23 protein-coding genes and 1 pseudogene are annotated in these 24,475 nt (G+C 71.4%); 12 read left to right on the forward strand and 12 right to left on the reverse strand.

Features of this window, described 5'->3' with window-relative positions; genetic code table 11:
- Window positions 1-2: 2 nt before the first annotated feature.
- Window positions 3-1,103, forward strand: coding sequence for a hypothetical protein (locus tag AB0302_RS04130; RefSeq protein WP_366370604.1), 1,101 nt, complete (start codon window positions 3-5; stop codon window positions 1,101-1,103).
- 123 nt (window positions 1,104-1,226) lie between these two features.
- Window positions 1,227-1,958 carry a polyprenol monophosphomannose synthase gene (locus tag AB0302_RS04135; RefSeq protein ID WP_248115547.1) on the forward strand — a complete coding sequence of 244 codons (732 nt, stop codon included), beginning with the start codon at window positions 1,227-1,229 and terminating at the stop codon, window positions 1,956-1,958.
- Between the two features lie 80 nt (window positions 1,959-2,038).
- Here AB0302_RS04135 and AB0302_RS04140 read toward each other — a convergent pair whose 3' ends face one another.
- From AB0302_RS04140 to AB0302_RS04150, 3 genes are all read right to left on the reverse strand, one after another.
- The gene (locus AB0302_RS04140) at window positions 2,039-2,386 is read right to left on the reverse strand and encodes an RNA polymerase-binding protein RbpA (protein ID WP_248115548.1); all 348 of its coding nucleotides are present in this window, start codon (window positions 2,384-2,386) and stop codon (window positions 2,039-2,041) included.
- Between the two features lie 154 nt (window positions 2,387-2,540).
- On the reverse strand, window positions 2,541-3,719 hold the full coding sequence (locus AB0302_RS04145) for an SPFH domain-containing protein (protein ID WP_319074280.1): 1,179 nt from the start codon (window positions 3,717-3,719) through the stop codon (window positions 2,541-2,543).
- 67 nt (window positions 3,720-3,786) lie between these two features.
- A complete protein-coding gene (locus tag AB0302_RS04150) occupies window positions 3,787-4,263 on the reverse strand; it encodes an NfeD family protein (RefSeq protein WP_248115550.1) in 477 nt (158 codons plus the stop codon).
- Between the two features lie 204 nt (window positions 4,264-4,467).
- On the opposite strand from AB0302_RS04150, the gene AB0302_RS04155 reads away from it, so the two are divergent.
- Both AB0302_RS04155 and AB0302_RS04160 read left to right on the forward strand, forming a co-directional pair.
- Window positions 4,468-6,597, forward strand: coding sequence for an NADPH-dependent 2,4-dienoyl-CoA reductase (locus tag AB0302_RS04155; protein WP_366370605.1), 2,130 nt, complete (start codon window positions 4,468-4,470; stop codon window positions 6,595-6,597).
- Between the two features lie 96 nt (window positions 6,598-6,693).
- Window positions 6,694-9,147, forward strand: a complete 2,454-nt coding sequence (locus AB0302_RS04160) for an excinuclease ABC subunit UvrA (RefSeq protein ID WP_366370606.1) — start codon at window positions 6,694-6,696, stop codon at window positions 9,145-9,147.
- Between the two features lie 72 nt (window positions 9,148-9,219).
- Here the strand turns inward: AB0302_RS04160 and AB0302_RS04165 are convergent, their stop codons facing one another.
- Entirely contained in the window at window positions 9,220-9,459 is a 240-nt protein-coding gene (locus tag AB0302_RS04165) for a superinfection immunity protein (protein ID WP_366370607.1), read from the reverse strand.
- A gap of 120 nt (window positions 9,460-9,579) precedes the next feature.
- On the opposite strand from AB0302_RS04165, the gene AB0302_RS04170 reads away from it, so the two are divergent.
- Window positions 9,580-10,029, forward strand: coding sequence for a glutamate synthase-related protein (locus tag AB0302_RS04170; RefSeq protein ID WP_366370615.1), 450 nt, complete (start codon window positions 9,580-9,582; stop codon window positions 10,027-10,029).
- A gap of 100 nt (window positions 10,030-10,129) precedes the next feature.
- On the opposite strand, the gene AB0302_RS04175 is transcribed toward AB0302_RS04170, so the two are convergent.
- Window positions 10,130-10,774: a hypothetical protein gene (locus AB0302_RS04175; protein WP_248115554.1), complete on the reverse strand. Its 645-nt coding sequence runs from the start codon at window positions 10,772-10,774 to the stop codon at window positions 10,130-10,132.
- An 80-nt stretch (window positions 10,775-10,854) separates the two neighbouring features.
- On the opposite strand from AB0302_RS04175, the gene AB0302_RS04180 reads away from it, so the two are divergent.
- Together AB0302_RS04180 and AB0302_RS04185 are read left to right on the forward strand one after the other, a co-directional pair.
- Window positions 10,855-11,253 carry a DUF3054 domain-containing protein gene (locus AB0302_RS04180; RefSeq protein WP_248115555.1) on the forward strand — a complete coding sequence of 133 codons (399 nt, stop codon included), beginning with the start codon at window positions 10,855-10,857 and terminating at the stop codon, window positions 11,251-11,253.
- A gap of 107 nt (window positions 11,254-11,360) precedes the next feature.
- Window positions 11,361-11,642, forward strand: a complete 282-nt coding sequence (locus tag AB0302_RS04185) for an Lrp/AsnC ligand binding domain-containing protein (protein ID WP_248115556.1) — start codon at window positions 11,361-11,363, stop codon at window positions 11,640-11,642.
- A 173-nt stretch (window positions 11,643-11,815) separates the two neighbouring features.
- On the opposite strand, the gene trpD is transcribed toward AB0302_RS04185, so the two are convergent.
- Window positions 11,816-12,871 carry an anthranilate phosphoribosyltransferase gene (trpD, locus tag AB0302_RS04190; RefSeq protein WP_366370608.1) on the reverse strand — a complete coding sequence of 352 codons (1,056 nt, stop codon included), beginning with the start codon at window positions 12,869-12,871 and terminating at the stop codon, window positions 11,816-11,818.
- Window positions 12,872-13,148: 277 nt separating this feature from the next.
- Between trpD and AB0302_RS04195 the strand changes: the two genes are divergently transcribed.
- The 4 genes from AB0302_RS04195 (at window position 13,149) to AB0302_RS04210 (ending at window position 17,468) form a co-directional block, all read left to right on the forward strand.
- Complete coding sequence (locus AB0302_RS04195; RefSeq protein WP_319074361.1) at window positions 13,149-13,727, forward strand: heme-copper oxidase subunit III; 579 nt, start codon at window positions 13,149-13,151, stop codon at window positions 13,725-13,727.
- Between the two features lie 85 nt (window positions 13,728-13,812).
- Window positions 13,813-14,619: a cytochrome c gene (locus AB0302_RS04200; protein WP_298710989.1), complete on the forward strand. Its 807-nt coding sequence runs from the start codon at window positions 13,813-13,815 to the stop codon at window positions 14,617-14,619.
- Between the two features lie 69 nt (window positions 14,620-14,688).
- Window positions 14,689-15,765 (forward strand): Rieske 2Fe-2S domain-containing protein, encoded by a 1,077-nt coding sequence (locus AB0302_RS04205; RefSeq protein WP_248115559.1) that lies wholly within the window; start codon window positions 14,689-14,691, stop codon window positions 15,763-15,765.
- Between the two features lie 5 nt (window positions 15,766-15,770).
- Window positions 15,771-17,468, forward strand: a complete 1,698-nt coding sequence (locus AB0302_RS04210; RefSeq protein WP_366370609.1) for a cytochrome bc complex cytochrome b subunit — start codon at window positions 15,771-15,773, stop codon at window positions 17,466-17,468.
- Window positions 17,469-17,792: 324 nt separating this feature from the next.
- On the opposite strand, the pseudogene AB0302_RS04215 reads toward AB0302_RS04210, so the two are convergent.
- The 6 genes and pseudogenes from AB0302_RS04215 to AB0302_RS04240 all read right to left on the reverse strand — a co-directional run.
- A pseudogene (locus AB0302_RS04215) lies at window positions 17,793-18,080 on the reverse strand (integrase core domain-containing protein); the annotation flags it as partial.
- Between the two features lie 383 nt (window positions 18,081-18,463).
- Window positions 18,464-18,865 (reverse strand): cytochrome c oxidase subunit 4, encoded by a 402-nt coding sequence (locus AB0302_RS04220; protein ID WP_248115561.1) that lies wholly within the window; start codon window positions 18,863-18,865, stop codon window positions 18,464-18,466.
- Window positions 18,862-20,574, reverse strand: coding sequence for a cytochrome c oxidase subunit I (gene ctaD, locus AB0302_RS04225; RefSeq protein WP_248115562.1), 1,713 nt, complete (start codon window positions 20,572-20,574; stop codon window positions 18,862-18,864). The genes AB0302_RS04220 and ctaD overlap by 4 nt, the downstream gene beginning before the upstream one ends.
- Window positions 20,574-21,476: a cytochrome c oxidase subunit II gene (gene coxB / locus AB0302_RS04230; RefSeq protein ID WP_248115563.1), complete on the reverse strand. Its 903-nt coding sequence runs from the start codon at window positions 21,474-21,476 to the stop codon at window positions 20,574-20,576. The genes ctaD and coxB overlap by 1 nt, the downstream gene beginning before the upstream one ends.
- A gap of 300 nt (window positions 21,477-21,776) precedes the next feature.
- A complete protein-coding gene (gene erpA / locus AB0302_RS04235) occupies window positions 21,777-22,169 on the reverse strand; it encodes an iron-sulfur cluster insertion protein ErpA (RefSeq protein WP_366370610.1) in 393 nt (130 codons plus the stop codon).
- A 101-nt stretch (window positions 22,170-22,270) separates the two neighbouring features.
- On the reverse strand, window positions 22,271-23,695 hold the full coding sequence (locus tag AB0302_RS04240; protein ID WP_366370611.1) for a dipeptidase: 1,425 nt from the start codon (window positions 23,693-23,695) through the stop codon (window positions 22,271-22,273).
- A gap of 42 nt (window positions 23,696-23,737) precedes the next feature.
- Here AB0302_RS04240 and AB0302_RS04245 point away from each other — a divergent pair, with 42 nt between their 5' ends.
- On the forward strand, window positions 23,738-24,340 hold the full coding sequence (locus tag AB0302_RS04245) for a DUF3043 domain-containing protein (RefSeq protein ID WP_366370612.1): 603 nt from the start codon (window positions 23,738-23,740) through the stop codon (window positions 24,338-24,340).
- Window positions 24,341-24,475: the final 135 nt, after the last annotated feature.

Here is a 24,475-nt window from a genome sequence, read left to right on the forward strand (position 1 = left end):
GCGTGAGAGCGCATCTGTTGACGAACGGCATCATCCACTCCGCCTCGGATCCCTACGCCACCGCGGCCCTCGTGGCCGACGGCGTGGTGGCGTGGCTGGGGTCCGACGACTCCGCCGCGCTCGTGGCCGGCCCGGAGGTGCCGCGCCAGGACCTGGACGGGGCGGTCGTGGCCCCCGCCTTCGTGGCCCCGTGGGGCACGGCCGCCGACGCGCGGGACGCCCTGCGCCGCGGCGCCGCCGTGGTCACCGTGCTCGAGGGCTGGGACGCGCGGTCGCAGGGCCAGGCCGACGCCGCTCCGCCCGCGCCGTCCTCCCGACCGGCCGCCCGGACCGTGGTCTACCGGGCCCCCGAGACCGTGGACGCCGCGGCCGCGGGCGTGTGGCTGCCCACGGACGACGGGCTCGACGCGTCCTCCCTCGCGGGGCTGGTGGCCGCGTCGACGCAGGCGGGGGAGCAGGCCTACCTCGTGCCGGCCCACCGGGACCACACCGGGGATCCCGACGCCGCCGCCCGCGCCCAGTCCGCCGCCGTCGCCGCCCTGCGCTCCGTCGCGGGGGAGCTCGGCGCCCCGGCGCTGGCGCGCGTCCGCCACCGGCTGGCGGTGACCGGGCCCCTCGACGCCGCGGACCGCGCGTTCCTGGCCGGGATCGGGGCGTCCGTGACGGTCGCCCCGGACGCCGAGGGCGTCCTGCGCGCCCCCGTGGCCTCCCTCCTGGCGGACGCCGTGCCGCTCGCCCTCGCGGCGGGCCCCGACGGCGACCCGTGGGCGGCCGTCCGCGCCGCGCTGACGCACCCGAAGGAGGACGAGCGGATCTCCGCACGCTCCGCGTTCACCGCCGCCACCCGCACCGGCCTGCGCGTCCTGCCGGACGTGCCGGCCGCCCGCGTGGAGGCCACCCCGCGCCTCGTGGTCTCCGCCGTGGCCACCTTCGCCGTGTGGGACGCCGATGCCGTGACGGTGCAGTCCCCGGACGGCCGCGTGGCCGCGTGGAGCACCGACACCCGCGCCGGCACGCCCCTGCTGCCCGCCCTGGACGCCGAGACCGCGCTGCCGCGCTGGCGCGCCACGTGGCTGGACGGCGCGGTGGCCGTCCAGGCGTGAGACCCGCCGCGCGCGCCGCTGGACGGCGCGCGCCCGAGCGGTTCCTATACTCGAACGGATGACCACGGCCCGCCGACCGGCGCACGGCCGAACCGAACGGCCCGAGGAAGGCGTGAGAGACGCATGCGCGTGCTGACCATCATCCCCACCTACAACGAGATCGAGTCGCTGCCGCTGACCCTCGGTCGACTCCGCGAGGCCGTCCCCGAGGTGGACGTGCTCGTGGTGGACGACTCCTCCCCGGACGGCACCGGCGAGTGGGCCGACCGCCGCGCCGCCGAGGACGCGGGCGTCCACGTGCTGCACCGCGCCGAGAAGAACGGCCTGGGCGGGGCGTACATCGCGGGCTTCCGCTGGGGGCTCGAGCGCGGCTACGACGTGCTCGTGGAGATGGACGCCGACGGCTCGCACCAGCCCGAGCAGCTGCCCCGACTCCTGGAGGCCGTCCGCACCGCGGACCTCGTGATCGGCTCCCGCCGCGTGCCCGGCGGCAAGATGGTCAACTGGCCGATGTCCCGCAAGCTCATCTCCTTCGGCGGCTCGCTCTACCCCCGCATCATGCTCGGCCTCAACCTCACGGACATCACCGCCGGCTACCGCGCCTACCGCGCGGACGTGCTGCGCGAGATCGACCTCGACGACGTGCAGTCCAAGGGCTACGGCTTCCAGGTGGACATGACGTTCCGCACCGCCCGCCTGGGCAAGCGGATCGTGGAGGTCCCCATCACCTTCGTCGAGCGCGAGCTCGGCGAGTCCAAGATGAGCGGCGGCATCATCGGCGAGGCCGTGGTCAACGTGACCCGCTGGGGCCTGGCCGCCCGCGCCGAGCAGCTGGGCAAGCTGTTCGGCCGCTGACCCGACGCTGACCGGCGCACCCCGCAGACGACGAGGGCCCGACCACGTGGTCGGGCCCTCATGGCGTGCGGGGGAGCGGATCAGGCGTCGACGGCCTCGCCGCGGCTGGCGCGCAGCTTCTTCAGCTGGATCTCGAGGGTCTCCTCGAGCTCAGGGATGGAGCGGCGCTCGAGCAGCATGTCCCAGTGGCTGCGGACCGGCTTGCCCTCGGGCTCCGTCGGCTTCTCGCCGCTGACCAGGAAGGCCTCCTTGCCCGTCTTGGACGTCCAGGTGGCAGGCACGTCGGCCTCCACCGCGAAGGTGACGAACACCTGCTCGCCGTCCTCGGTGCGGTACTCCACACGCTGGCGGGCGGCGGGCTCGACGCCGGCCTCCGACTCCAGGGACTGGGCCCCCAGGCGCATGCCGCGCAGGCTGCGATCGCTCACGTTTCCTCCTCGTCAGGCCGCGCGGACTCCGCCCGTCTCGCGGGCGGAGGCGGCTGCGCGCGGCGGTCGTCTCTCCGATGGTGCAACCACCCAGTCTCCCACGGCATTCCCGGGCGGGCGGACGGGGTCCGCCCGCCCGGGTGGCGGTGGGTGCTCAGCGCGGCGGCTGGGTCGTCCCGGCGGGGGCGGTGCCGGGCACGGGGCCGGGCTCCGTCGGCTCGTCGAGTCCCTGCGGCGTCGCCAGCGCCTCGTCGAGGGAGGTCTGGGGCATGTCGTCGGCCGTGACCGCGCCGCCGGTCATGGCCTCGAGCACGCCGCTCGAGCGCAGTGCCTCCACCGTGGTGGGGCGGGAGCCGCGCAGGGCGCGGCGGGTGCCGGGCGCCGCGTCGTCGCGCCCCGCCGCGGAGTCCGACGCGGGAGAGCCGCCCTCGTCTGCACCGGCCCCGTCCTGCCCGCCGGAGCGCCGCGCGCCGGGGCCGAACGCCTCCCCGAGGCCCTCGAGGGCGCGGGTCAGCTCGGCGGGGACGACGAACATGGTGTTGGACTGGCCCTCGGCGATCTTCGGCAGCTGCTGGAGGTACTGGTAGGCGAGCACCTCCGAGTCCGCCTGACCGCCGTGGATGGCGTCGAAGACCACCTCGATGGCCTCGGCCTCCGCGTTGGCCCGGAGCACGCGGGCCTGGGCGTCGCCCTCGGCGGCGAGGATCTGCGCCTGGCGCTCGCCCTCGGCCGTGAGGATCTGGGCCTGCTTGGTGCCCTCGGCCGTGAGGATGGCCGCGCGGCGATCCCGTTCGGCGCGCATCTGCTTCTCCATGGAGTCCTGGATGGACAGGGGCGGATCGATCGCCTTGAGCTCCACGCGGGAGACACGCAGGCCCCAGCGGGTCGTGGCGTCGTCGAGGACGAGGCGCAGCTGCGAGTTGATCGAGTCGCGCGAGGTGAGCGCCTCCTCGAGGTTCATGCCGCCCACCACGTTGCGCAGCGTCGTGGTGGTCAGCTGCTCGACGGCCTGGATGTAGTTGGCGATCTCGTAGGTGGCGGCCTTCGCGTCGGTGACCTGGAAGTAGACCACCGTGTCGATCGAGACCACGAGGTTGTCCTCGGTGATCACGGGCTGCGGCGGGAAGGAGACCACCTGCTCGCGCATGTCCACCTGAGGGAGCATGCGGTCGATGAACGGGATGATGAGCGTCAGCCCGGCGCCTGCGGTGCGCTGGTACTTGCCGAGCCGCTCGATGTTGGCCGTGCGGGCCTGGGGGATGATCTTGACCGAGCTGGCCAGGATCACCACCACGACGGCCGCGAGCACGACCAGGACGATCAGGAGTTCCATGGGGTCTTCCTCTGCGGTGGATGGTCGGGGGTGGTTCGGGAGGGCCGGCCGGGCGGAGCCGTGGCGGTCAGTCTCGGGCGGCGTCCCAGTCGATGCGCGGGACGGGGGCGACGATGAGCGTCGCTCCGTCCACGCGGAGGATCCGCACGTCCGTGCCGGGCTCGGCGTCCGGGGCGCCGGCGTCCACGCGCGCGGACCAGGTGTCGCCGTCCACGCCGATCAGCCCGGACTCGCGCGTAATGGCGGCGTCGGCGGTGAGGCGCCGGCCGGGGAGCGTGTCGAGGTAGGAGGCGGAGGCCGCGTCGTCGCCGTGCAGGCGGCGCAGCGCCGCGGGGCGGACGGCGGTCAGCATCAGGAGGGAGACGACGGCGAACAGCACGATCTGGACCCAGAGATCGGCGCCGGCGAGGGCGGCCACGCCCCCCGCGGCGGCGCCGGCGGCCAGCATGAGGAACAGCAGGTCCAGGGTGAGCACCTCGACGCCCGCCAGGACGAGGGCGAGCACGAGCCACAGCCATCCGGCGTTGGCCTCGATCCACTCCATCCGACACCTCCGTGCTCTGGGGGTGATCGGGCCGTGCCGGCCCGACGCTCTCCGTCGCGCGTGGCCTGCGCCACAGCGTCCCCTGCGCTCCATCCTGCCCGATGGAGGTCCGAATTCCCACCGACGCCGCCGGAGACCGGGGGAGAGTCGCACGGCCGGGCGCGGGAGAGGAGCCCGGGCCGACCGGCCGGTATTGTGACCCGCATGACAGTCGCCGCCCCCGCGCCCCCTCCCTCCCTCCTGCTCGAGCCGCTCACGGTCCGCGGAACGGCGCTGCCGAACCGCGTGGTGATGGGCTCGATGCACCTGGGACTCGAGGACCGCCACGAGGACCTGCCGCGGCTCGCGGCGTTCTACGCGGAGCGGGCACGCGGCGGCGTCGGGCTCATCGTCACCGGAGGAGTGGCGCCGGTGCCGGAGGGCGCCGTCACGTCCGGAGGCGGGGCCCTCGCCTCCGACGCGGACGCGGCCGCCCACCGCGTCGTCACGGACGCCGTGCACGCCGCGGGCGGGCGGATCCTCGTCCAGCTCCTGCACGCGGGCCGCTACGCCCCGACCTCGGAGCTCGTCTCGGCCTCCGCCACGCGCGCCCCGATCTCCCGGCTGACCGCGCGGGAGATGACCGCGGAGGACATCGCGGAGACGGTCGCCGCGTTCGAGCGCTCCGCCCGCCTGGCGCTGGAGGCCGGCTACGACGGCGTGGAGGTCATGGCCTCCGAGGGCTACCTCCTCAACCAGTTCCTCGCCCCCGCCACGAACCGCCGCGAGGACGAGTACGGGGGATCCGCCCTCAACCGGCGCCGCTTCCCGGCCGCGGTCGTCGCCGCGGTGCGGGCCGGTCTGGGGGAGCGCGGGCTGCTGTCCGTGCGGACTTCGCTCATCGACCTCGTGGCACAGGGCCAGGACCTCGAGGAGGTCCGGGACACCGCTCGCGCATTCGAGGCGGCCGGGGCGGACCTGCTCATGACGGGCATCGGCTGGCACGAGTCGCGCGTGCCCACGATCGTCACCTCCGTGCCGCGCGCCGCGTTCGTCCCGACGACGGCGGCCGTCAGGGACGCCGTCTCCATCCCGGTGATCGCGGCGAACCGGATCACGACGCCGGCCGATGCCGAGCAGATCCTCGCCTCCGGCGCCGCAGACCTCGTCGCCCTCGCCCGCCCGCTGCTGGCCGACCCGGCATGGGTGAGGAGCATCGGCTCGGACGACCCCGCCGACCTCACCCCCTGCATCGCGTGCAACCAGGCGTGCCTGGACCACGTGTTCACGGGGGAGCCCGTCAGCTGCCTCATGAACCCCCGGGCCGGCAGGGAGACCGACCCGCTCTACGCCGTGCCGGTGCCGGTGGAGATCGGGCGGCGCCGCCGCGTCGCCGTGGTCGGCGCGGGGCCGGCGGGGCTGACGGCCGCGCACCGCGCGGCGCAGTTCGGCCATGAGGTCGTCCTCTACGACGCCCATGACGGCGTGGGCGGCCAGTTCCGCCTGGCGCGGCGGATCCCCGGCAAGGACGAGTTCGCCCCGGCGCTCGAGCACCTCGCGGCACGGGCGCAGCAGGCGGGAGTCGAGATGCGTCTCGGCACACGGGTGAGTGGTACAACGCTCCTGACACCGGAGGGGGCGCCGGCCTTCGACGAGGTCCTCGTGACCACCGGCGTGCGGCCCCGGGAGATCGGTCTCCCGGGAGCGGGGCAGCCCGGTGCCCCGTTCGTCCACCGCTACGAGGAGGTCATCGCGGGGCGCGTGGTCTGCGGGCCGCGCGTCGCGGTGATCGGCGCGGGAGGTGTCGGCGTGGACGTGGCCGAGTTCCTCGCCGCCGGGGGAGAACGGGCCGACGGCGAGCCCGAGTCCGTGGACCACTGGCGCGCGCGCTGGGGCGTGGCCGACGCGCCGGGAGTCCGCGGAGGGCTGGTGCGCCCGCGGCCGGAGGCGCCCGCCCGGGAGGTCGTGCTGCTCCAGCGCAGCCCCGGTCCCGTGGGGGCACGGCTGCGGCCGACCACCGGCTGGGTGCATCGCGCGGAGCTGCGCCGCCTCGGCGTCGAGGCGGTCAGCGGGGCGACCTACGAGCGTGTGGACGCGGAGGGGCTGCACGTCACGCTGCCGGCGTCCGAGCCGGGCCCGGGGGCCGAGGGCGTCGGGGGACGCGTGGCCCGCGTCCTGGACGTGACCGACGTCGTGGTGTGCGCGGGGCAGGAGCCCGTGGCCGAGCTGGCCGCCGAGCTCGTCGCCGCCGGCTACCCGGAGGCCGCGGTGCGCGTGGTGGGCGGCGCCCACGACGCGCGGGAGATCGACGCCTACCGCGCGATGGACCACGCCACGCGCGCCGTGCAGGGCTGATGCCGGCGCCTCCCGCGCCTCGACCCTCCGGCCTGGCCTGCCGCGCGGCACTGAGGTGACGGGCCTGCGGCGGGGGCTCTCGCCTACGATGCCCCTGTGACCACCGCGCCCGCACCCGCCGCCGAGACCCATCCCGCCGACGTCCACAGCACGATCCGCGTGGTCGGCGCGCGGCAGAACAACCTGAAGGACGTCGACGTCGAGATCCCGAAGCGGCGCCTGACCGTGTTCACGGGCGTCTCGGGCTCGGGGAAGTCCTCCCTGGTGTTCGCGACCATCGCGGCCGAGTCCCAGCGCATGATCAACGAGACCTACCCGGCGTTCGTGCAGGGCTTCATGCCCGCACTGCCGCGCCCGGACGTGGACCACATGGAGGGCCTCACCCCGGCGATCATCGTGGACCAGGAGCGCCTGGGCGGGAACGTGCGCTCGACCGTCGGCACCGTGACGGACGCGAACGCCCTGCTGCGCATCCTGTTCTCCAGGATCGCCGAGCCCGCGCTCGACTCGCCCAAGGCCTACTCCTTCAACGTGGCCTCGATCAGCGGCTCCGGCGCCGTCACCCTCACCACGGGCAAGGACAAGGGGAAGAAGGAGCGGCGCTCGTTCCACGTCCAGGGCGGCATGTGTCCCGAGTGCGAGGGCACCGGGGCGAAGCAGGACCTGGACCCGGCCGAGCTGTTCGACGAGGCCAAGTCCCTGAACGAGGGGCCCTTCACCATCCCGGGCTACACGGCGGACGGCTGGGCCGTGAGGAAGTTCCTCGAGTCCGGCTTCTTCGACCCGGACAAGCCGATCAGGGACTACTCCGAGCGGGAGATGCACGACCTCCTGCACAAGGAGCCGGTGAAGATCGACATGTCCGGCATCTCCATGACCTACACGGGCCTCTACGCGAGCATCGAGAGCGCGTTCCTGCAGAAGGACCGCGAGGCCATGCAGCCGCACGTCCGCGCGTTCGTGGACCGCGCGGTGACCACCATTCCCTGCCCGGCCTGTGCGGGCACGCGCCTGAACGAGCAGGCGCGCTCGTCCCGGATCCGCGGCACGTCCATCGCCGACCTCTGCGCGATGCAGATCACCGACCTCGCCGCGTGGTGTGCCGAGCTCGACGACGCGCGGGTGGGCGGCCTGGTCGGGTCGATCCGCCAGCTGCTGGACGGCTTCGTGATGATCGGGCTCGGCTACCTCTCCCTCGACCGCGCCGCCGGCTCGCTGTCCGGGGGAGAGGCGCAGCGGACCAAGATGATCCGCCATCTGGGGTCCTCGCTCACGGACGTCACCTACGTGTTCGACGAGCCCACCACGGGCCTGCACCCGCACGACATCGCCAACATGAACACCCTGCTGCTGCGCCTGCGCGACAAGGGCAACACCGTGCTCGTGGTGGAGCACAAGCCGGAGACCATCGCGATCGCGGACCACGTCGTCGACCTCGGACCCGGCCCGGGCACCGCCGGGGGCGAGGTCACGTTCACCGGGACCGTGGCCGAGCTGACCGCGTCCGACACCCCGACGGGCCGCCACCTCCACGACCGCGCCCGCCTCAAGGAGGAGGCCGAGCTGCGCGCGGGCAACGGCGCGCTGCGGGTGCGCGGGGCCGCGGAGAACAACCTGAGGGACGTCGACGTCGACGTGCCCCTGGGCATGCTCGTGGCCGTCACCGGCGTGGCCGGCTCCGGCAAGTCCTCGCTGATGCGCGAGGCGATGCTCCAGACGCGCCGGGGGAGCGCCGCCGAGGATGTCCACCTTGTGGTCGTCGACCAGGCGCCGATCAAGGGCTCGCGGCGCTCCAATCCCGCGACCTACACGGGCCTGCTCGAGCCGGTGCGCAAGGCGTTCGCCAAGGCCAACGGCGTCAAGCCGGCCCTGTTCAGCCCGAACTCCGCGGGCGCGTGCCCCGAGTGCAAGGGCGCCGGGGTGATCTACGCTGACGCCGCGGCGGCGACGGACACGGCGGCCACCTGCGACGTGTGCGAGGGGCGGCGATTTATGGACGAGGTGCTGGAGTTCATGCTCGGCGGCAGGGACATCGCCGAGGTGCTGCAGATGCCGGTGGAGGAGGCGCGGGAGTTCTTCTCCGCGGGCGAGTCGCGCGTGCCGGCGGCGGCCGCCGCCCTCGAGCGGCTCGTGGACGTCGGCCTGGGCTACGTCCGGCTCGGTCAGCCGCTGACCACCCTGTCCGGGGGCGAGCGTCAGCGTCTCAAGCTGGCCACCCACCTGGGGGAGCGGGCGAAGGCCAAGGACGGCGCGCGGACCGTCGTCGTCCTGGACGAGCCGACCACGGGCCTCCACCTGCACGACGTCGGGCGGATGCTGGCCATGCTGGACGGGCTGGTGGACGCCGGGGTCTCGGTGATCGCCGTCGAGCATCATCAGGCCGTCATGGCACACGCAGACTGGATCCTGGACGTCGGCCCGGGCGCCGGCGCCGAGGGCGGCACGGTGGTGTTCGAGGGGCGCCCGCACGACCTCGTGGCGGCCGCGCACAGCGGCGAGGGCACGACGACGGGCGAGCACTTGGCCGCATACGTGGCGGACTCCGCATGATGGGCGTGCGCGTTATGTCAACCACACGGGTCGGGAGTCCGACGCAGGGCCGAGGCGAGGTGATCCCGGGCGTCAGCGCATGCCTGGGTACACGCTCACCCGGTGGCTCGTGAGCGAGAGGTAGAGGGCCCAGGCCCAGCCGATGACGGTCCAGCCCAGCAGCAGGTTCACCCAGAACACGAGCCAGTGGTTGGCACGTCCGCGAGCAGCGGCCACGGCCCACGGGGCCAGGTAGCCGGCGGTGAGGATGGCCAGCACGACGGCCACGGTGGCGACGAACGGGCGGTCACGCTGATCGGTCACGAGAGTCATGCGGGCAGTCTACGGACGCTCCACGTCCTGGCGAGCGGCGACGCCGGGCGGATGCCACGAACGGCACACGCGGGCGGAGCCCCGAAGAGCCGATAATGGACATTATGTCATGTAACGCTCCTGGCGGGGTCCCCGGCGTCCATCGCCGCTGTCGGGTTCACGGAGGTCTACCGCATCTTCGCCGAGCGCGGCCTGACCGACCGCGTGACGTGGATCGCCTCGGGCAAGGTCGGCCTCCCCGACAACGCGATCGTGGCGTTCGCCCTCGGCGCGGACATGGTGCACGTCGCCCGCGAGGCGATGCTCGCCGTCGGCTGCATCCAGGGGCAGAAGTGCCACACGGACACGTGCCCCACCGGCGTCGCGACGCAGAACCCGTGGCTCCCCCGCGGCGTGGTGCCCGAGGAGAAGTCCGAGCGTCCGGCTCGCTACGTGCAGACCCTGCGCAGCAACCTGCTCAAGGCCTCCGAGGCCGCCGGCGTCCCCCACCCGGGCCTCCTCTCCCCCGACGACGTGGTGCAGCACGCACCCCTGCCCGCCACGGACGAGGACGACACGGTCAGCCAGTGAACGCAGGGCGGACATCCTCCTGACACCGCTCGGCGCCGCCCCTGATCCTGTGGCGTCTCGCCGGCAGGGTCCCGACGCGGTGTGAGTTGTCCGCCCCGGATCACGGGGCGGTGGTCCTCGAGGAGGGGGCCACGAGAGCGGCGACGGCGGCGGCCAGCGTCCGCGTCTCGTGCCAGAGCCCGTTCCTGAGCCGGGCGTGCACCGCCTGCTGGGTGACCTCCAGTGCGGCGGCCGCCTCCCGCTGGCTCGCGCCGGACTCGACCAGACGCCCGGCCTCCTGTTGGGGCTCGGATCGCCGCTGCTCCAGGACGCCGAGCAGCTGGAGCGCGGCCTCGGCGGCGTCCTGCCGGCGCCGCGCCGAGGCGTCGCCGGCAGCCCCGTCCAGCTCCAGCGCGCACCGGCCCGTCGAGGCCGCCGCGCGGTGCAGGACCCGCTCGAGGACAGCCGCCTCCACCTCCCCGGCGCCCACGCCGCGATCCGGGTCGGGAGCTCCCGTGGAGGCGACGAGCCCGGCGACCCACGCGCCCGTCCGGATCACGGCGAGAACGAGCCCGACGGCCTCCACGGGATCCTCGAGGAGGCCCTCGACGACGCAGGGCAGCACGTCGTCCCGGACGGTGAACCGCGCCGGGCCGCGCTCCCCCGCGTGGTCGAGATTGTCGGCAGCGGCCAGGACGGCACACAGGCGCGACACGTCTCCGCGGTCGCGCGCGGGGTCTGCGGTGCGGAGCAGAACGTGGATCACGACCCCACAGTATCCCTATGACAATCCTGACTCCTTGTTGCACGGCATCAGAGCCGAGCGTCGCGCGCGAGAATGGGTCCATGAGATCCGACCGGCATGCCCCCGCCCCCGCCCGACCGCTTCCCGCCGTGCTCGCCCTGGCCGCGGATGTCCTGCTGGTGAGCGTGTTCGCCGCGCTGGGTCAGGGTCAGCACGACACGGCGGCTGGACTCCCCCGCCTCCTGCAGACAGCCGGCCCGTTCCTGGTCGGCCTGATCGTGATGACGATCCTCACCGGCGGCCACCGCACGTGGGCCCGCACCTGGCCGCACGGCGTGCTGGTGTGGCTGGGAACGGTCGGCATCGGCATGGCGCTGCGGGTGCTGTGGGGCCTCGGTGGCGCCCCGCTGTCCTTCGTGATTGTCACCCTGCTCGTCCTCGGGGTGTTCCTGCTCGGCCGCCGCGCGCTCGCGCGGGTCCTCACCCGCCGCCGCCCCTGAACCGCAGCCGGGCGCCCAAACGGCCCCCGGGCACAGCTCAGCCGTAGGATCGGGGCACGACCCCGCGCTCTCGGCCCCGTCGGTCCGCCCCAAGGAAGGACGCCCCCATGGTCACCGCCATCGTCATGATCACCACCGACAAGTCCCGCATCCCCGAGACCGCCCAGGCGATCGCCGCCCTGGACGGCGTGAGCTCCGTCTACTCCGTGACCGGCGCGTGGGACCTCGTCGCCATGGTCAAGCTCAAGCGCTACGAGGACCTCGCGGACGTCATCGCCGATCAGCTCTCCAAGGTCGAGGGGATCACGGACACCGAGACCATGCTCGCGTTCCGGGCGTACTCCTCTGAGGATCTCGAGGAAGGGTGGGCGCTGGGGTTCGACGCCTGAGCGTCACGCCCATCTTCCTCCCGGCGCCGGTCGACGCCGCGTCCGCTGCCCGCAGGGTGGCCGCCCGCGCGGCGATCGCCGGCATGGTCCTGTTCATCACGGAGGAGGGCGCCGACGTCGGGATGTGCTCCCAGGCGCCCGGCGCCACCCTGGCCCAGGGCGACTGAGGCCGTTCAGGACCGCGAGAACTCGATCCAGCGATCCAGCACGTCGGCCGCGGCGCCGGAGTCGAGGGACTCAGCGGCGCGCCGCATGTTGGCCGCGAGGCGGTCCATCAGGGGAGCATCGGCCTCGGGGTCGGCCGCGGTGAGACCGGCGGCGGCATTGAGGAGCACGGCGTCGCGGATCGGCCCCTTCTCCCCAGCGAGGAGCGCGCGGACGAGCGTGGCGTTGTGGGCCCCGTCCCTGCCCGCCAGAGCCTCGACGGACGTCAGCTCGATGCCGAGCTCGCGCGGATCCAGCTCATGAGCGGTGACCTCCCCGCGCACCTCCATCACGGTGGAGGGCCCGGAGGTGGTGATCTTGTCCCTGCCGTCCGAGCCCCGGAAGACGAAGCCCCGCACGCCGCGGTCCGCGAGCACCTGCGCCAGCAGGGGGACCATGACCTCGCTCGAGCAGCCGAGCGCCTGCGCCGTGACCCGGGCCGGATTGCTGAGGGGGCCCAGGAAGTTGAAGACGGTCGGGACGCCCAGCTGCTTGCGGACCGGCGCCACGTGCTTCATGGAGGGGTGGTAGTGCTGGGCGAAGAGGAACGTGATGCCCACGGCCTCCGCGCACTCCTCCGCCTTGGCGCGCGGCATCGACAGGTCCACGCCGAGGGCCTCGATCACGTCCGCGGCACCCGCCGTGGAGGACGCACCGCGATTCCCGTGCTTGACGATCCGCACGCCGCAGCCGGCGGCGACGAGCGAGGACATCGTGGAGAGGTTCACCGTGCCGAGGCGGTCACCGCCCGTGCCCACGATGTCCAGGGTCTCCCCCTCCACATGGACGGGGCGGGCATGGCGGACCATCACATCGGTGAGCCCGCGGAGCTCAGGCACGGTGACGCCCTTGGCGGCCAGCGCAAGCAGGAAGGCACCCACCTGCCCCTCGCTGGCGTCGCCGGACATCATCTCGCCCATCGCCCAGCCCGCCGCGTGGTCCTCCAGGTCCTGGCCGAGCATGAGCGCGCGGAACACCTCGGGCCACGTGGTCGTTCCGGTCTCCGGAGAAGTCGTCCGAGTCATCACGCGGACGACTCTAACGCCGGCCCGGCGGAGCCGAGGCCGCACGCGACACCCGGAGACGCGCCGACATACCCGTCCACAGGGGTTCCGCACCTGAACATTTCCTGGCCGCCACCCGCTGACTGGCCCCGAACCCGCCCCCACCCCGTCCGACGGCGAGGGCGACACGATAGGTTCGGTTTACCCCCTGCACCGCCTTTGGGGCCATAATGACTGGGTGACCACTGCTACCCCCACTCTCCATCAGCCCACCACGGGCCTCCCGAGCCGGCCGAACATGGTCCAGGTCGGGACCATGGTGTGGCTCGCCAGCGAGCTCATGTTCTTCGGTGGGCTCTTCGCCATGTACTTCACCCTGCGCTCCACCTCCCCGGCGCTGTGGGCGGAGAACACCCAGCTCCTGAACGTCCCGCTCGCCGCGGTGAACACGGTGATCCTGGTGCTCTCCTCCGTCACCGCGCAGTTCGGCGTCCTCGCCGCCGAGCGCCTGCAGCCCCGCCGCACGGGCGGCCCCTTCGCCTTCGCGAAGTGGGGCATGGTGGAGTGGTTCATCCTGACGTTCATCATGGGCGCCGTCTTCGTCTCGGTGCAGGCGTACGAGTACGCCACCCTGGTGTCCCACGGGATCTCCATCGCCTCGAGCGCCTACGGCTCGGCCTTCTACATCACCACGGGCTTCCACGCCCTCCACGTGACCGCTGGCCTCGTCGCATTCCTCCTCATCATCGGCCGCGCCTACCTGGCCCGCCGCTTCGGCCATCACGAGGCCACCTCCGCGATCGTGGTGTCCTACTACTGGCACTTCGTGGACGTCGTCTGGATCGCCCTGTTCTTCATCGTCTACTTCCTCAAGTAAGACGCCCCCGTTCTCAAGCACCTGACAAGAGGTACGGGCCGGGGGGCATGAGACCCGGTCCGGAAGACACACGATAGGAAACCCCGTGAAGGCACTTTCGCAGAATCGACGCCACCCCCTGATGGGGCTGGCGCTCCTCCTGCTGGGACTCCTGGTGACCGGCGGACTGTACTCCGTCGCCAGCACCGTGAATCAGGCGCAGGCGGCCACGCAGGTCACCGCGGCCGCCTCGGCTGACGATCTGTCCGAGGGCGAGAAGCTCTTCAACGCGAACTGTGCCTCCTGCCACGGCACCGGCGCCGCGGGCGGCCCCTCCGGCCCGTCGCTCGTCGGCGTCGGCGCCGCCTCCGTCGACTTCCAGGTGGGCACCGGCCGCATGCCGATGCAGATGAACGGCCCCCAGGCCATGGTGAAGCCGAACCAGTTCAACGAGGAGCAGACCGCGCAGCTCGCCGCGTACGTCGCCTCCCTCGGCACCGGCCCGGCCCTGCCCGAGGAGCAGTACCTCGACAAGGACCACGAGGACGTGAACATCGCCAAGGGCGGCGACCTGTTCCGCATCAACTGCGCCATGTGCCACAACGCGGCAGCCGCCGGCGGTGCCCTGACCCGCGGCAAGTACGCCCCGTCCCTCGAGGGCGTCTCCGAGAAGCACATCTACGAGGCCATGGAGACCGGCCCGCAGAACATGCCCGTGTTCTCCGACTCGAACCTGAAGCCCGAGGACAAGCGCGACATCATCGCCTACCTCAAGACCATCGAGAACAACGGCTCCCCCGGCGGCCTGCAGCTCGGCTCACTCGGCCCGGTCGCCGAGGGCCTGTTCATCTGGACCGCCGGCCTGGCCCTCATCATCGGCTTCATGGTCTGGCTGACCAGCCGGTCCTCCTGATCGCGCCGGCGCCCTGCGCACCGGTCCTCCGTCATCGTCATTCATCACTCGAGTAAAGGAAACAGGCATATGGGCGAGAAAGGCTACGAAGGGACCGAGCGACACTCGGACTCCCTCGAGCACTCCGGGGCGGACGCGTCCCGGTACGCCATCGAGAACCCGGGCCTTCCCCCGCACCGTCCGCGTCTGGCCGATGAGGATCCGAAGGCCGCCAAGCGCGCTGAGCGCCAGGTCTCGATCATGTTCCTCATCTCCATCGTCGGCACGGTGCTGTTCTTCATCGGCTACTTCGGCGTCGGTCAGATCGGCAACAACGAGGCGTTCTCCACGATCTTCCTGCAGAACCTCCTGCTGGGCCTCGGCACCGCACTGGCGATGCTCGGCATCGGCATCGGCATCGTGCACTGGGCGAAGACGCTCATGCCCGACCACGAGACCGTCGAGGAGCGTCACGAGATCCGCACGGAGGCCGACCGCGTCGCCGCCACCGGCATGATCACGGACATCATCGACGAGTCCCAGATCAAGCGTCGTCCGCTGCTGCGCAACACGCTGATCGGTGCGATCCTCCTGGCCCCGCTGCCCTTCATCGCCGTCTTCCGCGACCTGGACAACACGGACAACTTCGCCGACAACGCGGCGGAGAACTTCGGCCCCGAGCGCCTGCGCCACACCATGTGGGCCGAGGGCGTCCGCCTCGTCCGTGACCCCACCGGTTCGCCGATCAAGGCGTCCGACGTCACCCTGGGCTCCGCCATGCACGTGATCCCCGAGGGCCTCAACGAGGTCGAGCACGGGAAGCTGAACGAGAAGGCCAAGGCCGTGGTGCTCGTCATGCGCCTCGACCCCTCGAAGGTGCAGATCTCCCCCGGTCGTGAGGACTGGAACGTGGACGGCATCTTCGCCTACTCCAAGGTCTGCACGCACGTGGGCTGCCCGATCGCCCTCTACGAGCAGCACACCCACCACCTGCTCTGCCCCTGCCACCAGTCGACCTTCGACCTGGCCCAGGAGTGCAAGCCGATCTTCGGCCCTGCCAGCCACGCGCTGCCGCAGCTGCCGATCTCCGTGGACGACGAGGGCTTCCTCGTCGCTCAGAGTGATTTCCATGAGCCCGTCGGGCCTGTCTACTGGGAGCGTGGCTGACACCTATGAGCACCGCAGTGAAAGAGTTCCAGCCGGCCACCTCGACCGGCCGCGTCGCGAACTTCGTGGACACCCGCATGGGCATGTCCCCCATCGTCAAGTTCTTCGGCCGCAAGATCTTCCCCGACCACTGGACGTTCATGTTCGGCGAAGTGGCGCTGTACAGCTTCGTCATCCTGCTGCTGTCCGGCGCGTTCCTGACGTTCTTCTTCGATCCGTCGATGTCGCACGTCACGTACGACGGCGCCTACGCCCCGATGCGCGGCATCGAGATGTCCGCGGCCTACGCCTCGGCCCTCGACATCTCCTTCGACATCCGCGGCGGCCTCTTCATGCGCCAGCTGCACCACTGGGCGGCCCTGCTGTTCGTGGCCTCCATGTCCGTGCACATGCTCCGCATCTTCTTCACCGGCGCGTTCCGTCGCCCGCGTGAGCTGAACTGGGTCGTCGGCTGCTTCCTGCTGATGGCCGGCTGGGCCGCCGGCTTCACCGGCTACTCCCTCCCCGACGACGTGCTCTCCGGCAACGGCCTGCGCATCATCGACGGCATCCTCAAGGCCCTCCCCCTGGTCGGCTCGTACCTCTCGGCCTTCCTCTTCGGCGGAGAGTTCCCGGGCTACTCGGTCATCGGCCGCCTGTACGCGCTGCACATCATGATCGTGCCGGCCGTCATCCTGCTGCTGATCGCCGTCCACCTGTTCATGGTGGTCGTGCACAAGCACACGCAGTACCCCGGCCCCGGCCGCACCGAGAACAACGTGGTCGGCTACCCCGTCGGCCCCGTGTACGCGGCCAAGGCCGGCGGCTTCTTCTTCATCGTGTTCGGCGTGCTGGCCCTCATCGCCGGCACCGTGACAATCAACGCCATCTGGACCTACGGTCCGTACGATCCCTCCCCCGTGTCCGCGGGCACCCAGCCGGACTGGTACATCGGCCCGTTCGACGGTGCCCTGCGCCTGATGCCCGGCATGCTCGGCGACTATTCGTTCCTCTGGAACGTCCCGATGCCGTGGGGCTCCTCCGTGTCCCTCCCGATGGGCGTCCTGGCGCCGCTGATCCCGGTCGGCGTGATCCTCGTGGGCCTCATTCTGTGGCCCTGGATCGAGCGCTGGATCACCCGTGACGACCGCGAGCACCACATCCTGGACCGCCCGCGCAACGCCCCGGCGCGCACCGCGTTCGGCGTCGCCGTCATGACCATGTGGTGCACGATGTGGGCCGCGGCCTCCTCGGACCTCATCGCGACGCACTTCCACCTGTCGCTGAACGACGTCGCGTACTTCCTGCGCGCGCTGTTCTTCCTCGGCCCGGTGGTCGCCTACCTCATCACGCGCCGCGTCTGCCTATCCCTGCAGCGCAAGGACCGGGAGACCGTCCTGCACGGCCACGAGGCCGGCGTCATCGAGATGTCCCCCGACGGCGGCTTCCACGAGCGTCACCGCCAGCTGACGGACTACGAGATGTACCGCATGGTCGCGTTCGACGAGCACCGCCCGGTCCCGGCCACCCCGGGCCGCAACGGCAAGGTCTCCGGCATGGAGAAGGTGCGCTCCGGCCTGAGCCGCGCGTTCTACCAGGACCGCGTCGCTCCCGTCTCCCGCGCGGAGCTCGTCGAGGCCCGCCTGCACGGCGGCCACGGCGCTGCGGACCAGATCGAGGGCGCCGAGCACGACGGCGGCGCCAACCCGGAGATCAGCCGCTGAGCAGTCTGAGCTGATCCCCTCAGGAAGGGCCCCGCGCACCGATCGGTGTGCGGGGCCTTTCGTCATGCCTCGCACTGCTCGCTGGCGCCTGGCGGACGACGTCAGGCGGCCTGCCGCCGCGTCTGCCCGGCTCGACGAGGGGCGCCCGTCGTGACGGACGACGCGGGCGCCGGACGGATCACCGAGGGGCGCATGCATGGCGACCTCGTCGACGGTGCGCGCCGACCGCGTCGACGGTGCGTGCCGAGGTCGACCCTCGTGCGCTGCGGACGGGCCTGAGAGGCGGCGACGTGGTCGCTCGTTGTCCTGACCGGGGCCGCTGATCAATTCTGAGAAGGGCGGATGGCTGCCGCACGCGGTGTGAGGGCGGCGGTGGTCGGACTGGCGCAGCCGTTCGGGAAGTGCGTCGCGTCGTTCTTGCACGCTGGTGCAGCAGCGGGCGTAGGCCCATCCGTCGGGCATGGTGCGGTGGAAGCGCACTGCCGTCCCGTTGGTCTGCGGACGGTACGGGCGGGTCCGCTCCGGGGTGATCGACAGGGCCCCGCAGGTGCCACGCCACAGGTGCGAGCGGTAAGCGCCGCCGTTGTACGACAGGACGCGTTGGACGGCGACGTCCTCGGCCGCGGCGACCGGTCATGCCGAGACGTCAATGCGGCATTGTCGTGCTGACCCCGTGTCATGGAGCCAGAGCCACGAGGAGCGCCGCCGCGATGAAGACGCCCAGCGTCGCTGTTCGCCGCGGCAGAGGGGCGTCGGGTGAGTGTGCGGATCTGACGACCTCGCCCGCCGCGCTGCGCGCCGACGCTTCGCCTGAGTCCTCGAACAACCTGTCCGGTCAGGACAGCTGGCCGCGTGGCCTCACGGCTGGGGGTGGGAGTGCATCAGGAGGACGAACTGCAGGGGAATGCTCCCTGGTGCGACCGGGACGCGAAAAAGCCGCGGGCCGGACCTCCCTGAGGAGATCCGGCCCGCGGCCCGTGCCGGCGTCGGCGAGCTCAGTGGGCGTACTTGCCCTTGGAGAACTCGTAGACCCAGCCGTAGAGGAAGAAGATCGACAGGCCGGCGCCGATGAAGAACACCCACCAGCCGACCGCGAGGCCGGTCACGACGATCGCGCAGGCGATGCCGAGGCCCAGCGGCCACCAGCTCCAGGGGGCGAAGGTGCCGTAGGTGCCGGCGAAGTCGGCGATCTCGCCGTCCTCGTCATCCGCGGGACCCAGGCCGTACTTCCGGTCGGTGGACCGGAGGTACCAGGCGATCATCCAGCTCATCGCGCCGAGGGCGTAGAAGGCGGGGATGCCTGCCCACTCGGTCCACTCGGTCCAGAAGGCGTAGAGGGTGGCGACGGCGATCAGGAATGCGCCGATGATCCAGAAGATGTTCGCGCTGACCTTCACTGGTGTGCCCTCTCTCCGAATGCCGTGTCCGTGTCGTGCTGCGGCGAGTGCGCCGACAGCTCCGGGTGGTGCAGGTCCAGCGCCGGACGCTCCGAGCGGATGCGCGGCAGCGAGTGGAAGTTGTGGCGCGGCGGGGGGCACGAGGTCGCCCACTCGAGCGAGGCGCCGAAGCCCCACGGATCGTCCACGGTGATCTTCTTGCCGAAGCGCGAGGTGATGTACACGTTCCAGAAGAACGGGATCAGCGACGCGCCGAGGACGAAGGAGAAGACGGTCGAGAAGGCGTTCATCGCCTGGAAGCCGTCCTCCACCATGTAGTCCGCGTAGCGGCGGGGCATGCCGGTGACGCCCAGCCAGTGCTGGATGAGGAAGGTGCCGTGGAAGCCCACGAACAGCATCCAGAACTGGATCTTGCCGAGTCGCTCGTTCAGCATCTTGCCGGTGAACTTGGGCCACCAGAAGAAGAAGCCGGCGAACATCGCGAAGACCACGGTTCCGAAGATCACGTAGTGGAAGTGCGCCACCACGAAGTAGGTGTCGGAGACCTGGAAGTCCATCGGCGGGGACGCCAGGATGACGCCCGTCAGACCGCCGAAGAGGAAGGTCACCATGAAGCCGAGGGTCCACAGCATGGGGTTCTCGAAGGTGATGGAACCGCGCCACATGGTGCCGATCCAGTTCACGAACTTCACGCCGGTGGGGACCGCGATGAGCATGGTCATCACCGAGAAGAACGGGAGCAGCACGGAGCCGGTCACGTACATGTGGTGGGCCCACACGGTCACGGAGAGCGCCGCGATGGCCGTCGTCGCGAAGACGAGCGACTTGTAGCCGAAGATCGGCTTGCGGGAGAACACCGGGACGATCTCGGAGACGATGCCGAAGAACGGCAGCGCGATGATGTACACCTCGGGGTGGCCGAAGAACCAGAACAGGTGCTGCCACAGGATGGCACCGCCGTTCTCCGGGTTGAAGATGTGGCCGCCGAAGCGGCGGTCCATGCCCAGCGCGAAGAGCGCCGAGGCCAGCGGCGGGAACGCCATCAGGATCAGGATGCCCGTGATGAGGGTGTTCCAGGTGAAGATCGGCATGCGCCACATCGTCATGCCCGGGGCACGCATCGTCAGGATCGTGGTGATGAAGTTGACGCCGCCCATGATCGTGCCGAAGCCCTGGAGCGCCAGGCCGAAGACCCAGAGGTCGCCGCCCACGCCGGGCGAGAACGTGGTGTCCGACAGCGGGGCGTACGCGAACCAGCCGAACGAGGCCGCGCCCTGGGGGGTGAGGAAGCCGGCGGTGGCGATGAGCGAGCCGAACAGGAAGAACCAGAAGGCCAGCGCGTTCAGTCGCGGGAAGGCGACGTCAGGGGCGCCGATCTGCAGCGGCACCAGCACGTTCGCGAAGCCCACGAAGAGCGGCGTGGCGAACATGAGCAGCATCAGGGTGCCGTGCATCGTGAACAGCTGGTTGTACTGCTCCTTCGTCTGCAGGATCTGCATGCCCGGCTCGAAGAGCTCGGCGCGGATCATGAGCGCCATGACGCCGCCCACGCAGAAGAAGACGAAGGACGTGATCAGGTACATGTACCCGAGCGTCTTGTGGTCCGTGGTCGTCAGCCAGCTGACGATGATCTTGCCCAGGGAACGGGGCACCACACGAGGCTGCGCCTGCGTGCGCACCTCATCCGTTGCGTACTCGTAAGTGGTCATCAGTGGTTACCTCCACCGCGGGGGGTCTGGAGGTCGACCTCCATCTCCCGGGCGCCGTCAGGGTTGTTGTTCGGGTTGCGGTTGTACTCGTCGCCCACCAGGCCCGGCTCCATCTCGTCGAGCTTCTGCGTGAACTCCGCCTCGTCGACGACCTCCACGTTGAACATCATCTCGGAGTGGAACTCGCCACAGAGCTCGGCACACTTGCCGTCGAAGCGGCCCAGCTCCTGCGGGGTGAGGTACAGGTGGTTGGTCTTGCCGGGGATCATGTCGCGCTTCTGGAGGAACTGCGGGATCCAGAAGGAGTGCGCCACGTCGCGGGACTTCAGCTCGAAGTGCACCGGCACGTCCTTGGGCAGGTAGAGGGTCGGCAGCGTGTCCCGGACGCCCTCCTCGCCGTTGAGCTGGGCCTGCACGCCGGAGTAGTGGGCCTGCTGGCCCTCGTACTCGTAGTTGAAGTCCCAAGACCACTGCTTGCCGTACACGGTGACGGTCAGCGGCGAGTCGTCGATGGGCTCGTCCACGGAGGCCTGGACGCGGTCGCTGAAGCCCCACAGCGTGAAGACCAGCAGGACCGGGATCAGGGTGAACATGGTCTCGATCGGCACGTTGTAGGCCGTCTGCTTCGGGAACCCCTGATCGTTCTTGCGCCGCCGGTAGGCGATCATGCACCAGATCATCGCGCCCCACGCGAGCAGGCCGATGACCAGGGCGGCGATCCAGGAGTTCACCCAGAGATCGATCAGCTCGGCGTTGTGGTTGGTGGTCTCCCGGGTGCCGGGCATCCAGCCCTGCTGGACCTCGGCGGAGCAGCCGGTCAGCACCACCAGTGCGGCGGCACCGACGGCCCCGCTCTTCAGGCGGCGGCGAGTCCGACGTCCGGCGTCATTGTGTGCTCTCACAGACGGCCTTCCTCTTCATCTCGTGTGCGATGAGCGCCCCGTCCCACGGACTCCCGCGAGATTTCGCAGGTTCCCTTCAGGTGGGCCGGGTATGCCCTGATGATTCAGGAGCCAGTCTAAGCCGACCGGGCCCCAATCGCCGCACCGTGACACGGGCGGATTCCGCCGGTCTCCCCCGCGCATCGCCCCTTGGCCGCCTCATCACGACGACGTCGGGCCAGCTCCCCGGGTGGGGAGCCGGCCCGACGTCGTCCACGGGTCAGCGGGGGCCGCGTGCGCGTCCCCGGAGTCGCCCTCGGATCAGTGGAAGGAGTCGCCGCAGGCGCAGGAGCCGCCGGCGTTGGGGTTGTCGATGGTGAAGCCCTGCTTCGAGATGGTGTCCTCGAAGTCGATCGAGGCGCCCATGAGGTAGGGCACGCTCATCTTGTCCACGATGACCTCGACGCCGTCGTAGTCGCGGACGGTGTCGCCCTCGAGCACGCGCTCGTCGAAGTAGAGCTGGTAGATGAGGCCGGAGCAGCCGCCGGGCTGGACGGCCACGCGCAGGCGCAGGTCGGTGCACCCCTCCTGCTCGAGCAGCGCGCGGACCTTGTTCGCGGCGACCTCGGTGAGCTCGACCTCGTGCGGGGGAAGGCCCGCGGCGTTCTCGATGGCGCCGATCTCGACGCCGGTCTCCTCTGCGGACAGTGCCATCCTGACCTCCTGGTTGGGGGTGGGGGCGTCGGGGATGCCGACGCCGGTGGGGTCGTCCGGCTCAACAACGCCGGACGGCGGGGCATTCCCGCTGCAGGTTCTCAGCGGGAGAGGCCGGCGAGCCAGAGGGCCTCGGCCACGATCGCGTTGCGGAAGTCCCCGAGGTGCAGGGACTCGTTGGCGGAGTGTGCACGGGAGTCCGGGTCCTCCACGCCGGTGATGAGGATCGTCGCCTCCGGGAAGACCTCCTTGAGGTCGGCGGTGAACGGGATGGACCCGCCGAGGCCGGTCTCCTTGGGCTCCACGCCCCACGCCGCGCCGAGCGCCTCCAGCATGGCGGCCGCGTGGGGCGCGGAGGTGTCGGTGGAGAAGGGCTGGCCGAACTCGCCCGCCTCCACGGTGATCTCCGCGCCGAGCACCGCGGCGGACTGCGCCTCGAGGTGCTCCTTGAGCGCCGCGAAGGACGCCGCAGGGTCCATCCCGGGGCCGAGGCGCAGGGAGAACTTGGCGCGCGCCTGCGGCTGCATCGTGTTCGAGGACTGGGCCACACTCGGGACGTCGATCCCGATGACGCTCAGGGCCGGGGCGTTCCACAGTCGGTCGGCGAGGGCGCCCGTCCCGGCGAGGGTCACGGAGTCCAGGAGCCCGGAGTCGGCGCGGAACACGTCCTCCGGGTACTCGAGGGAGGCCGTGTGGCGCGGCTCGAGGCCGGGCACCGCCACAGCGCCGTGCTCGTCGTGCAGGGTGGCGACGAGGCGGGAGAGCAGGACGACGGCGTCCAGGACCGGGCCGCCGAACATGCCGGAGTGCACGGCGTGGTCGAGCACGCGCACGGTCACGGTGCCGTCGACGAGCCCCCGCAGCGAGGTGGTCACCGCCGGCTCCCCCACGGCCCAGTTGGAGGAGTCCGCCACCACGATCGCGTCGGCGGCGAGGCGGTCGCGGTGCTTCTCCAGGAAGGGGCGGAAGGTGGGAGAGCCGGCCTCCTCCTCCCCCTCGATGAACACGCGCACGCCGACGCCGGCGTCGGGAAGGGCCTCGTCCAGCGCGGCGAGGGCGGCCATGTGGACCATGACCCCCGCCTTGTCGTCGGCCGCGCCGCGGCCGTAGAGGCGCCCGTCCTTCTCCGTCGCCGTGAGCGGCGGGGTGTCCCAGAGCGACTCGTCACCGAGGGGCTGGACGTCGTGGTGGGCGTACAACAACACGGTGGGCTTGTCAGCGGCGGCGGGGCGCTCGCCCAGCACGGCGGGGCCGCCGGGCCGGCCGTCCTCGCGCGTCTCGGTCACGACCTCGACGCCCTGCAGCCCGGCCCCGCGGAGGAGGTCGGCGACCTCCTGGGCGGAGCGTTCGAGGTTCTCGCGGGGAGCGGAGTCCCAGGCGATGCCCGGGACGGCCACGAGGTCCTTCAGCGTCTGGAGGGTCTGCGGGAAGCGGCGGTCCACGGCGGCGCGGACGGCGGTCACGAGCTCGGCGTCGAGGGACTGCGGCACGGAGCCGGCGGAGGCGGCGGGGATCTGTTCGGTCATGCACCCAGCCTAGCGACGGCCCCGCCGCACTAGACTGGCTCGGTGTTCACTCGCAGGAAGTCCTCCCCGTCCGCCGAGCCCCCGGCCGCCCCGGCCACCCACGGCTCGACCGCCCACACCGGCGCCGACCGCGCGCAGGGCAAGTCCACGCCCACGCCGCGGCGCCGCGACCAGGAGGCCGCTCGCCGCCGCCCCCTCGTCCCAGCGGACCGACAGGCCGCGAAGAAGGCGCAGCGCGACGCGGCACGCCAGGAGCGCATGCGCCAGCGCGTCGCCCTCGAGACCGGGGATGAGCGCGGACTTCCGGCACGGGACCGGGGCCCTCAGAAGCGCTGGGTCCGCGACCTCGTGGACGCCCGCACCGGGGTGGGCGAGTGGCTCATGCCCATCGTCTTCCTCTACCTGCTGCTCATGCTCGTGCCGGGGCAGCAGTTCCAGATCATCCTCATGCTGAGCCTCTACGCGGTGGTGGCCCTCGTGATCGTGGACAGCGTGATCCTCTCCCGCCAGGTGAAGCGGGGCCTCACGGCACGCTTCGGCACGCCCGAGCCCGGCACCCGCATGTACGGCGTCATGCGGGGGCTGCAGTTCCGCCGCCTGCGCCTGCCCAAGCCACAGGTCACCCGCGGTCAGCACCCCGCCTGAGCCACTCCGTCAGCCACGACGACGGCGCCGCGCCCCGCGAGTGAACTGCTCCCCGGAAGTTGGACTCCGAAAATGAGTCCGACCATCCGGGGAGCAGTTCCATGCCAGCACCGTCTTCACTGACCCACGAGCAAC

This window comes from Micrococcus sp. NPDC078436 (genome assembly GCF_040702705.1).
In the GTDB taxonomy this organism is placed as follows: domain Bacteria; phylum Actinomycetota; class Actinomycetes; order Actinomycetales; family Micrococcaceae; genus Micrococcus.

Excerpts from the sequence above, each read along its gene's own strand:
- AB0302_RS04185 (WP_248115556.1), top strand. The coding sequence starts at position 11,361 with ATGGTCACCGCCATCGTCATGATCACCACCGACAAGTCCCGCATCCCC.
- trpD (WP_366370608.1), bottom strand. The coding sequence starts at position 12,871 with ATGACTCGGACGACTTCTCCGGAGACCGGAACGACCACGTGGCCCGAG.
- AB0302_RS04210 (WP_366370609.1), top strand. The coding sequence starts at position 15,771 with ATGAGCACCGCAGTGAAAGAGTTCCAGCCGGCCACCTCGACCGGCCGC.
- AB0302_RS04240 (WP_366370611.1), bottom strand. The coding sequence starts at position 23,695 with ATGACCGAACAGATCCCCGCCGCCTCCGCCGGCTCCGTGCCGCAGTCC.
- AB0302_RS04135 (WP_248115547.1), top strand. The coding sequence starts at position 1,227 with ATGCGCGTGCTGACCATCATCCCCACCTACAACGAGATCGAGTCGCTG.
- erpA (WP_366370610.1), bottom strand. The coding sequence starts at position 22,169 with ATGGCACTGTCCGCAGAGGAGACCGGCGTCGAGATCGGCGCCATCGAG.
- AB0302_RS04195 (WP_319074361.1), top strand. The coding sequence starts at position 13,149 with ATGGTCCAGGTCGGGACCATGGTGTGGCTCGCCAGCGAGCTCATGTTC.
- AB0302_RS04150 (WP_248115550.1), bottom strand. The coding sequence starts at position 4,263 with ATGGAGTGGATCGAGGCCAACGCCGGATGGCTGTGGCTCGTGCTCGCC.
- AB0302_RS04165 (WP_366370607.1), bottom strand. The coding sequence starts at position 9,459 with ATGACTCTCGTGACCGATCAGCGTGACCGCCCGTTCGTCGCCACCGTG.
- AB0302_RS04205 (WP_248115559.1), top strand. The coding sequence starts at position 14,689 with ATGGGCGAGAAAGGCTACGAAGGGACCGAGCGACACTCGGACTCCCTC.
- AB0302_RS04155 (WP_366370605.1), top strand. The coding sequence starts at position 4,468 with ATGACAGTCGCCGCCCCCGCGCCCCCTCCCTCCCTCCTGCTCGAGCCG.
- AB0302_RS04180 (WP_248115555.1), top strand. The coding sequence starts at position 10,855 with ATGAGATCCGACCGGCATGCCCCCGCCCCCGCCCGACCGCTTCCCGCC.
- AB0302_RS04145 (WP_319074280.1), bottom strand. The coding sequence starts at position 3,719 with ATGGAACTCCTGATCGTCCTGGTCGTGCTCGCGGCCGTCGTGGTGGTG.
- ctaD (WP_248115562.1), bottom strand. The coding sequence starts at position 20,574 with ATGACCACTTACGAGTACGCAACGGATGAGGTGCGCACGCAGGCGCAG.